This is a genomic window from bacterium (assembly GCA_035308905.1).
In the GTDB taxonomy this organism is placed as follows: Bacteria; Sysuimicrobiota; Sysuimicrobiia; order Sysuimicrobiales; family Segetimicrobiaceae; genus DASSJF01.
On sequence record DATGFS010000046.1, the window covers coordinates 16,846 to 27,259 of the forward strand.

Here is a 10,414-nt window from a genome sequence, read left to right on the forward strand (position 1 = left end):
TCCGGGGCCGGCCCGCCGCAGGCGGGCCGGCCCTGTGATGACGTGACCGCGTTCGTCGCCCGCCGGCTGCTGCTGCTCCCGCTCGTCGCCCTCGGGGTGTCCGCGCTGATCTTTTTGCTGCTGCAGTTCCTGACGCCGGCGATGCGCGCGAGTCTATACATCCACGACCCCAAGCAGCTCAACGCGCTGCCCGACCTCATCCGGAAGTACCACCTCGACCAGCCGGTATACGTGCAGTACTGGGATTGGCTGGTTCAGGTTGCGCACGGCGATCTCGGCTGGAGCGAGACCGCCCGCGAGCCGGTCGCCGCGGCGATCCGCGGCTACTTCCCGGCCACGCTGGAACTGGCGCTGTACGCGTTCGGTCTCATCCTGGTGTTCGGCGTCTGGCTCGGCACGCAGTCGGCGGTCCACAAGGATCAGGCCCTCGATCAGGTCAGCCGGTTTACGTCGATCAGCGGGGCGTCGCTCCCGACCTTCGTGTGGGGGCTCTTGCTGTTGATGATCTTCTACGGGCACTTCGGGTGGTTCCCGCCGGGGCGGCTCTCGCTGAACGCCGATCTGTACGTCCGCAGCGGCGCCTTTCACCCCTACACCGGCCTCATGACCGTTGACGCGCTGCTGAACGGTCAGGTATGGCTGTTCTGGGACGCGGCGAAGCACCTCATCCTGCCCGTCGCCACGCTCACGTACTACCTGACGGCCGTGCTGGTGCGGATCACCCGCTCGTCGATGCTGGAGACGCTGCGCACCGACTACGTCCGCACCGCCCGGGCGAAGGGCCTGGCGGAGCGGGTCATTATCGACAAGCACGCGCGGCGGAACGCGCTGATCCCGGTGATCACACTCGGCAGCCTCCTGTTCGTCGGCCTGCTGAGCGGCGTCGTCATCACCGAGACGGTGTTCAACTATCCGGGCATCGGACAGTGGGGCGTGAACGCCAGCCAGCAGCTCGACATTCCCGCGGTGACGGGCTTCGCGTTGATCTTCGCCGGACTGCTCGTCATCAGCAACCTTTGCGCGGACGTGATGTACGCGATCGTCGACCCGCGCATCCGGCTGCAATGAACGCCGTCCACGCGCGCCCCGTCGCGCTGCCGGCGGCCCGGCGGCCCAGGGTCGGCGAGACCGCCTGGCAGCGGACGCTCCGGCGGTTCCGGAGCAATCCGTTGTCGGTCCTCGGCGCCGGGCTGGTGGCGTTCTTCGTCGTGATGGCGCTCTTCGCGCCTTTCCTCGCGCACCCCACCGAGCGCAATCCGTACATGATCCCGCACTCCGGGTACGCGAGCGACCCGCGGCCGCCCGGCCCCGGCCATCCGTTCGGGACCACCGAGGAGCAGTTCGATCTTTTCTACGGTATCGTGTGGGGCGCGCGGACCGCGTTCATGGTCGCGCTGAGCGTCGTCGCCACCGCGGTCGCGATCGCGCTCGCCCTCGGGAGCGTCAGCGGATTTTACGGCGGGCGCGCCGACGAAATTGTCATGCGCGTCACCGACGTCTTCCTCGCGTTCCCGGGGCTCATCCTCACGGTCGTGATCGTGGCGGTGCTGGGCCAGAGCGTCCGGAACGCCGTGATCGCGATCGCGGTCGTGGAGTGGCCGACGTACACGCGCCTGCTGCGCGGCGAGTTCCTCCGCGTGCGCGACATGGAGTACGTGCAGGCGGCGCGCGCGCTCGGCAGCGGGGACTTCCGCGTGATCGCCCGGCACATGATCCCGAACGCCATCTATCCGCTGCTCATTCTCGCCTCGCTCAACATGGGCGGCATCGTGATCACGTTCGCGGCGCTCGGGTTCCTCGGGCTCGGCGCCCCGCCCGGCTACGCCGACTGGGGGCAGCTGGTCAGCCTCTCCCACAACTGGATCGCCGGGACGGCGGGGGATCCGTTCACGTACTGGTATACGCTGATCGTGCCGGGGACGGCGATCTTCCTGTTCGTCCTGGGCTGGAACCTGCTCGGCGACGCGTTCCGCGACATCTTCGACCCGCGTCTGCAGGGCAGCCGCTAGGTTCGCGCGAACGACTTCCCACGAACAGCAGGCCGCCGCGCCCGGGCCTACAGTGGGCTGGAACGCCGGACGGGGCGGCGCCGGGAGGTAACCCGCATGGGTCGTACGCGGTGCAGCGCTCGTCTCACGTCCGTGATCCTGGCCGCCGCCGTCGCGGTCTCGCTCGTTACGGCCGCCCGAGGCGCCGGGACGCCGGTGAAGAACCCGGACACGTTCATCGAGCTGCAGTTCGGCGACATCACCAGCCTCGACCCGGCGCTCGCGTACGACATCTACTCGTACGAGCCGGTCTGGCCGAACGTCTACGAGACGCTGATCATGTACAACGGGTCCTCGCTGGACCGCTTCGAGCCGATGCTGTCCACGCGCGTGCCGACGCTCCAGAACGGGGGCATCAGCCAGGACGGTCTGACCTACACTTTCCCGATCCGGCAGGGCGTCAAGTTCCACGACGGCTCCGACATGACCGTGAACGACGTCGTCTACTCCGTCCGCCGGTTCCTGCTGCAAGACCAGGCCGGCGGCCCGGCGTGGCTGCTGCTCTCGCCGCTGCTGGGCGTGGACAGCACGCGCGACGACAAGGGCAAGATCCAGGTCGCCTGGGCCGACGTCCAGCGCGCGGTGAGCGCGAGTGGGAACAGCGTGGTCTTCCGGCTCAAGAAGCCGTTCGCGCCGTTCCTGACGATCGTCGCGGCATGGTCGTCCATCATGCCGCAGAAGTGGGCCGCCGGGCACGGCGACTGGGACGGGCAGGCCGGGACCTGGCAGAAGTTCAACAACCCCAAGACCGAGGACCGCTACGCCTTCAACCACATGGACGGCACCGGGCCTTTCATGTTCGAATCGTGGGACCCGCAGGCCAAGCAGGTCGTCCTCGCGCGCAACGACCACTACTGGCGCAAGCCCGCGGCGCTGCGGCGCGTCGTGATCCGCAGCGTGGCGGAGTTCGCCACCGCGCGGCTGCAGCTCCAGCAGGGCGACGTGGACCTGATCGTCCGAAGCCTCAACCAGCAGTCGCAATTGCGCGGCATCCCCGGCACCATCATGCAGGACAACCTGCCGCAGATCGCCGTGCAGACGCTGCAGTTCAACTACAAGATCAACACCGAGGCCAACCCGGACGCCGGCAGCGGGAAGCTCGACGGGGCCGGCATCCCCTCCGACTTTTTCAACGATCTCCACGTGCGGCGCGCCTTCGCGTACGCGTTCGACTACGCGGCCAACCTCAGCGGCGCCTACGCCGGCAAGGGCGTCATCCCGCATGGGCCGATCCCGCAGGGGATGCTCGGGTTCGACCCGTCGGTGCCGGTCTACGAAACCAGCAAGGACAAGGCGGTCGCGGAGTTCAAGGAAGCGTTCGGCGGCCGTGTGTGGTCGACCGGGTTCAAGTTCACCGTGCCGTTCACGGCCGGCAACACCGCGCGGCAGACGGGCGCGCAGATCCTCCGCGACACGGTCACCGCGCTCAACCCGAAGTTCCAGATCGACTCCCGCCCGGTGCCGGCGAGCACACTGAACAGTCTATTACAGTCACACAAGGGCACGATGTACTTCCTCGGCTGGTTCGCCGACTACCCGGATCCGCACGACTTCGCGCAGCCGTTCCTCGCGGCGAACGGATACTTCCCGACCCGCGGCGGCTACAAGAACCCCGAGGCGGACCGGCTGATCGACCAGGCGGTGAGCACGCCCGATCCGGCGAAGCGCAAGGCGCTCTACAAGCAGATCTCGATGATCGCCTACAACGATCTGCCGTACCTGTTCCTCGTGCAGCCGGTGACGTACTATACGATGCGGTCGTGGGTGCACGGCTGGTACTACAACGCGATCTTTCCGGGGCAGTATTTCTATCCCATCTACAAACAGTGACACTCCCCATGGTCAACAGGCGGGGATTCTCGCTTCATCAAGGCCTGCTCCCATCGGGAGTCTGACAGCCTTTCTGCGAGCGTTTTCCGTCTCCGCGTGCCCCGCGGCGACGCCGAGCAATCTCAGGCCCTCCGCTCGGATATTGCGGGCGGCATTGATGTCGCGATCGTGGGTGGCTCCGCAAACGCAGAGCCACTCACGATCGGATAGCAACAGGGTGTCATTGAGGGCTCCGCATTGACCACAGAGCCTCGTGGAGGGAAACCACAGGTCGATAACGACAAAATGTCGACGGTACCAGTTGCTCTTATAGGCCAGTTGCCGATGAAGCTCGCCTAAGGCGGCATCCAATACGCTCTTGGCCAGCTTGGTCCTCGCCAGGCCAGATACGGACAACTTCTGGATGCACACCCCGTGATGGCTTCGAACAAGGTGCGTTGTGATCTTGTGCACGAAGTCCCGGCGCTGATTAGCGATACGCTGATGAATTCTCGCCACACGCCTCCGAGCCAGCTCGCGATGGCGCGACCCAGGACGACACCGCGAAAGGTGACGTTGGGCACGGCGGAGCCGGCGTTCGGCCTTCCGATAATATCGCGGTGCCCCGACTCGGTTGCCGTCGGGGAGCACGATGAAGTCCGACAACCCTTGGTCGATACCAATGGTCGCGGAGGCATCGACCGGAGGGAGTGGGGCGTCCGGAAAGTCCACCTCGACAGCAAGACTAACATCCCAGCGGCCCAGCACGTCCCGAGTGAATGTAGCACTCGTAATCCGTCCCTCGATGGGCCTGGATTGCCGCATTCGAACCCATCCCACCTTGGGGACGTACACTCGATTGTTGGTCACTCTGATGGACTGTGGGATGCGAAAGGTCAGTTTATCTCGTTTCTTGCTCTTGAAGCGTGGGAAACGGGCACGCCTCGCGAAGAACGCCCGAAAGCTACGATCGAGATCACGAATTGCCTGCTGCAAAGCTTGGGCGTCGGCTTTTTGCAACCACCGAGTATCCGGCTGACGCTTCAAACTCGTCAACTCGTTGGAGAGAGCGATGTAGGAAAGCAGAGATCGGTGCTCACGAAAGTGCCGAATTCGTCGCTCGAGAGCCCAGTTCCAAACCCAACGGCGCGCGCCTGCGATCCGGATAAATCCATCAAGCTGTCGTCTTGTAGGATCAAGGCGGAACCGACACCCTTTTCTAGTGAGCGCCACGACAGGTTCGCTGGGAGCGACGACGCGAGATATTCATACGTATATACACATAGACATATATTTGAGCCCACGGACAAAAATCCTTCCGACAGGGGAAGCCATGTTGAGGGACGTGCCATTCGACCGGGGAGGCGGTGCTGGGCGGCCATGCGATTGGCTCTGTGAGCGCCAGACGATCCCGGGAGGGCCTACTTGCCGGCCTGATCGTGGCCTGCGCGCTCGCGCTGCGCCTGCTCGGCGTGGGCCGCGGGCTGCCGTATCTCCACGAATGGGACGAAGTGTTCGTCCTCCCGCATGTCATCACGATGGTCCGCGATCATACGTTAAACCCGGGGATCTTTTTCTACGGCACCCTGTACTACTATCTGCTGTGCCCCGTCGTGTACGTCCACGCGCTCTATCTGCACGCGCACGGCATCCTGCCGTCGATTCGGGACGTCGTGCTCGCGCATCCGTTGGTCCCCGGGTATCTGTGGTACATCGGCGCCCCGTCGTTCTATCTCTGGGCCAGGGCGTTCACGGCGATGCTCGGCGCGGCCACCGTCTACCTGACTTACCGCCTCGGCGGTGCCGTCTTCGGCCGTCCGGTCGGCCTCCTGGCCGCGGCGCTGCTCGCCGCGGCTCCCGGGGCAGTCTACTACGCCGATACCGTGCGGGTGGATGTTCCGGAGGCATTTTTCGCGACGGCCGCGCTGCTCGCCGGACTCGGCGTGCTGCGGCGCGGCCGGCGGCGAGACTATCTCACCGCCGGTCTGCTGACCGGGCTCGCGGTCTCGACCAAACAGACGGCGGTGTGGCTCGTCGTTCCCCTCGTAATCGCGCACGTGTTCAACACGCGGCGGACGGCGCTCGTCGACGCCGCTTTGGGATGGATGGCCCTGGGCGTCGTCGCCGGGGGAGTCTTCGGGACGCCGTACGTTCTGATCCACCCTGAAGAAGTGTGGGCCGGCTTTAGCTGGCACACCGAGTCGTACGGCCTGCTGGCGCTGCCGGGCCCCGTCGAATACTTGAGTAAGCTCGGCCTCAACCTCGGCTATCTTTTCTGGCCGACCCAGGGCGGCGATTGGTACGTCGTGCCGCATGCCGGCCTCGGCCTGCTGCCGGGGATCGCGGCGGTCGTCGGGGTGGCCGCCGGATTCCGGCTGCAGCCCCGAGTGCAGTGGTATCTTCTCGCGTTTCCGGCGGTGCAGTTGCTGTTTCTCGCCCGCGCCAACGTTTTCTACACGCGCAATCTGTCGCCGGTGCTGCCGCTAGTCGCGATCTGGGCGGCGCTGGGCGCGGTCTGGGTGTGGGAGCGCGCGGCCGGCGCCGGGCCGTTGCGGCGTCCCGGATGGCGTACGGCCGCCGCCGCGGCCGGCATTGCCATCCTCTTGATCGGTCCGGTGCGGGAATCGGCCGTGCTCGGATGGTGGCTGTACAGTCATCGCGATACGCGCACCCAGGCGGTGGCGTGGCTTCGCGGCCACGTGCCGAAGGGCGCCGCGGTGGCGTTCGAGCTGGAGCTGGCGTGGTATCTCCCGGATCTCGACCGTCTGCCGTTCCGGGTCGAATGGACGGATCGCGCGACGCCGCCGTCCTGGTACGCGAAGGAGCGTATCGACCTCGCGGTCGTCGGGGACCGCAACCCGATCCACATGCGACCGGCGGCCGCGGTGTTTCCGCGGCCGCCTTACCTGCCCACGTTCAACGAGGAGAGCAAGTTCGTCCCCAACTCGTATCCGATCATCGACCCCGCGATCTTCGTCGTCCGTTCGCGGGCGCCGTGAGCGGGCACTCCGTCGCTTGAGGGCGCTGCGGGCGCCGTGCTACCATGGCGCCAGTCCAGCGGGCATGGAGGCGGCTTTGCCGTGATTGACGACCGTACCGTCGCACATGTGGCGCGTCTGAGCCGGCTCGAGTTGACCGACCAGGAGCGGGAGCGCTTCCGCGCGCAGCTCGGGGACATCCTCGCGCATTTCCAGAGTCTGCTCGCCCTCGATCTGGCGGCCGAAGCGCCCGCGGAGCACGCCACCGCGATCACGAACGTGCTGCGAGACGACACCGTCCGGCCGTGCCTGACGGTCGATGAGGCGCTCGCCAACGCCCCCGCATCGGAGGACGGCTTCTTTGTCGTCCCGCCGGTGATCGAGGGCGAGTAGGTGGGAGCACCGCGGTCGCTCGCGGACTGCACCGCCGGGGAGCTGCGCCGCTTGTACGCGGCCGGCGAGGCCTCCCCGTCGGAGGCGGCGCGCGCCGTGCTGGACCGCATCGCCGCGCTCGAGCCGACGCTGCACGCCTATCTTCACGTCGACTGCGAGGCGGCGCTGCGCGACGCCGCGCGCTGGGACGGGCGCGCGGGCATGGAGGGCGCGCCGCCGCTCGCCGGGATCCCGCTCGCGCTCAAGGACAACATCTGCGCGCGGGGCTGGCCGGCGACGGCCGGGTCGCGGATACTCGACGGGTTCCGGCCGCCCTACGACGCGACCGTAACGGCGCGCCTGCGCGAGGCGGGGGCGATCCTGCTCGGCAAGACCAACTGCGATGAGTTCGCCTTCGGAAGCAGCACCGAAAATTCGGGGTACGGTCCGACCCGCAACCCGTGGGATCCGATGCGCGTGCCCGGCGGCTCGAGCGGCGGCTCCGCCGCGGCGGTGGCCGCCGGCGAGGCGACGCTCGCCCTCGGCAGCGACACCGGCGGCAGCATCCGGGAGCCGGGGTCCTTTTGCGGGGTCGTCGCGCTCAAGCCGACGTATGGACGCGTCTCGCGCTACGGCCTGATCGCGTTCGCGTCGTCGCTCGATCAGATCGGGCCGTTCGCCCGCGACGTGCGCGACGCCGCGCTGCTTCTCGGCGTCATCGCGGGGCGCGATTCCGCGGACTCCACTTCGGCGCCGGAGCCGGTGCCGCCGTATGCCGAGGCGCTGACCGGCGAGGTGCGCGGCCTCAGGATCGGGATCGTGAAGGAGTTCTTCGGCGAGGGGCTCGCCCCGGCGGTCGCCGGCGCGGTGCGGGCCGCGGCCGGCGTGCTGGAGGGGCTGGGCGCCGTCTGCGACGAGGTCTCGTTGCCGCACGCCGTGTACGCGCTGCCGGCCTACTACATCATCGCCCCGGCCGAAGCGAGCAGCAACCTCGCGCGGTACGCGGGCGTGCAGTACGGCCACCGCACCGCGCACGCGCACGACCTGTACGCGCTGTACGCGCGGACCCGGCGGGAAGGTTTTGGGGCCGAGGTCAAGCGCCGGATCATGCTGGGGACGTTCGCGCTGTCCTCCGGCTACTATGACGCGTACTATCTCCGGGCGCAGCGGGTGCGCTCCGTCATCCGGCGGGAGTTCACCCAGGCCCTGGAGCGGTTCGATCTGCTGCTCGGGCCGGTCGCCCCGACGCCGGCCTTTCTGCTCGGCGAGAAGATCGAAGATCCGTTTCAGATGTACCTCTCGGACATCTACACAATCCCCGTCAACCTGGCCGGGGTGCCCGGCATCTCCGTGCCGTGCGGGTTCGTGAACGGTCTGCCGGTCGGGCTGCAGCTGATCGGCCGCGCTTTTGGCGAAGCGACGGTGCTCAACGCCGCCTTCGCGTTCGAGCAGGCGACGCCGCATCACACGGCGCGGCCGGCGCTGGCCGCACCGCCCCGCGCAGACGGGGGCGCGCAGGCGCGGGCATGACCCTCGAAACGGTCATCGGCCTCGAGGTCCACGTCCAGCTCGAGACCGCGAGCAAGATGTTCTGCGGCTGCGCGGTGGAGTTCGGCGCGGCGCCGAACAGCCGGACGTGTCCGGTGTGCCTCGGGCTGCCGGGATCGCTGCCGGTTCTGAACCGCCGGGCGGTCGAGCTCGGCCTGCGCACCGCGGTGGTTCTGGGGTGCCGGGTTCACTCGGAGAGCGAATTCCACCGCAAAAACTACTACTATCCGGACCTGCCGAAGAACTACCAGATCTCGCAGTACCAGTACGCCGGGCATCCGCCGCTTGCGACCGGCGGGCGCTTCCTGCTCGAGGACGGCGATGCTCCCCACACGGTCGGCATCCGCCGCGTGCATCTCGAGGAGGACACCGGCAAGCTGCTGCACGCCGAGGGCCGCAGCCTGGTCGACTACAACCGCTCCGGCACGCCGCTCATGGAGGTCGTGACGGAGCCGGATTTGCGCTCGCCGGAGGAGGCACGGCTGTTTCTCGCGCAGCTGCGCGCCGTGCTGCAGTACGCGGGCGTGACGACCGGCCGGATGGAAGAAGGGACGCTCCGCTGCGACGCCAACCTCTCGCTTCGCGCGCCGGGCGGGCCCCACGGGACGCGGACCGAGGTCAAGAACATGAACTCGCTGCGCTCCGTCGAGCGCGCGCTGCGCTTCGAAGAGGCCCGCCAGCGCGAACAGTTGGCGCGCGGCGAGGCCGTCGTGCAGGAGACCCGCCACTGGGACGAACAGCGGGGCGTGACCTTCTCATCCCGCGAGAAGGAAGAGGCGCAGGACTACCGCTACTTTCCGGAGCCCGACCTCGTCCCGCTCGTCGTCGACGACGCGTGGGTCGCCCAAATCCGCACCGGGCTGCCGGAGCTGCCCGACGCCAAGCGGCGGCGGTACGCGGAGGCCTTCGCGCTGCCGGAGCATGAGGCGCGCCTGCTCACCGCGACGCGCCCGATGGCCGAGTTCTTCGAGGCGACCGTGCGCGGGTTCGACCAGCCCAAGATCGTCGCCAACTGGCTCGTCGGCGACGTAGCGGCCTACCTCAACACCGCGGGGCAGGAGATCGAGGAGGCCCGAATCACTCCCGCGGCCCTCGCGGAGATGCTCGGACTGCTCGATCGCGGGACGCTGAGCGGCCGCCTCGCCAAAGAGGTCCTCGAGGAGATGCTGCGCACGGGCCGGACCGCCGCCGAGATCGTGAAGGACCGCGGCCTCGCGCAGATCAGCGACGAAGCCGCGCTCACTGAGATGGTGGACGGCGTGATCGCCGAGCATCCCGGTCCGGTAGGGGACGTCCGGGCCGGCAAGGACAGGGCCGTCGCGTTTCTCGTCGGCCAGGTCATGAAGCGCAGCCGGGGCCGGGCCAACCCGGAGGTGGTGAACCGCCTCCTGCGGGAGCGCCTCGGCGCGCCTGTACAGGTTCAGATAGATCCGAAAGACCCTCGTTGAAGGGTGTCGCGACGGAATCGGCGCTTTCAGCCGCTGGGCCATGGCTATACTGGCCCCATGCAGATTCACGAGAGCCTGGTGCGCGGCACCCGACGGATCCGCGTGTCGCCGGCGCTCTCGCGCGAGGCCAAACGGCGATTGGGATGGATCGAGTACTACCTCCGCCATGGGCGCAATGCCCAATTGACCTACCGCCATTTTGCGATCAGCT

Annotated in this window: 8 protein-coding genes; 7 read left to right on the forward strand and 1 reads right to left on the reverse strand. The window is 67.7% G+C overall.

The features are described 5' to 3' along the window. The first annotated feature begins 42 nt into the window (after positions 1–42). From VKT83_14010 to VKT83_14020, 3 genes are all read left to right on the forward strand, one after another. Complete coding sequence (locus tag VKT83_14010; GenBank protein HLY23574.1) at positions 43–1,068, forward strand: ABC transporter permease; 1,026 nt, start codon at positions 43–45, stop codon at positions 1,066–1,068. Then, positions 1,065–2,009, forward strand: coding sequence for an ABC transporter permease (locus VKT83_14015; protein HLY23575.1), 945 nt, complete (start codon positions 1,065–1,067; stop codon positions 2,007–2,009). Before VKT83_14010 ends, VKT83_14015 begins: the two co-directional genes overlap by 4 nt. Positions 2,010–2,105: 96 nt before the next feature. Further along, positions 2,106–3,878, forward strand: a complete 1,773-nt coding sequence (locus VKT83_14020) for an ABC transporter substrate-binding protein (protein ID HLY23576.1) — start codon at positions 2,106–2,108, stop codon at positions 3,876–3,878. Between the two features lie 12 nt (positions 3,879–3,890). On the opposite strand, the gene VKT83_14025 is transcribed toward VKT83_14020, so the two are convergent. Beyond that, entirely contained in the window at positions 3,891–5,090 is a 1,200-nt protein-coding gene (locus VKT83_14025) for a transposase (protein ID HLY23577.1), read from the reverse strand. A gap of 161 nt (positions 5,091–5,251) precedes the next feature. Between VKT83_14025 and VKT83_14030 the strand changes: the two genes are divergently transcribed. The 4 genes from VKT83_14030 (at position 5,252) to gatB (ending at position 10,203) form a co-directional block, all read left to right on the forward strand. Further along, positions 5,252–6,856: a glycosyltransferase family 39 protein gene (locus VKT83_14030; protein HLY23578.1), complete on the forward strand. Its 1,605-nt coding sequence runs from the start codon at positions 5,252–5,254 to the stop codon at positions 6,854–6,856. Positions 6,857–6,937: 81 nt separating this feature from the next. After that, the gene (gene gatC / locus VKT83_14035; protein HLY23579.1) at positions 6,938–7,228 is read left to right on the forward strand and encodes an Asp-tRNA(Asn)/Glu-tRNA(Gln) amidotransferase subunit GatC; all 291 of its coding nucleotides are present in this window, start codon (positions 6,938–6,940) and stop codon (positions 7,226–7,228) included. Positions 7,229–7,270: 42 nt separating this feature from the next. Continuing rightward, positions 7,271–8,737: an Asp-tRNA(Asn)/Glu-tRNA(Gln) amidotransferase subunit GatA gene (gatA, locus tag VKT83_14040; GenBank protein HLY23580.1), complete on the forward strand. Its 1,467-nt coding sequence runs from the start codon at positions 7,271–7,273 to the stop codon at positions 8,735–8,737. Further along, on the forward strand, positions 8,734–10,203 hold the full coding sequence (gene gatB / locus VKT83_14045) for an Asp-tRNA(Asn)/Glu-tRNA(Gln) amidotransferase subunit GatB (GenBank protein ID HLY23581.1): 1,470 nt from the start codon (positions 8,734–8,736) through the stop codon (positions 10,201–10,203). The genes gatA and gatB overlap by 4 nt, the downstream gene beginning before the upstream one ends. Positions 10,204–10,414 lie beyond the last annotated feature (211 nt).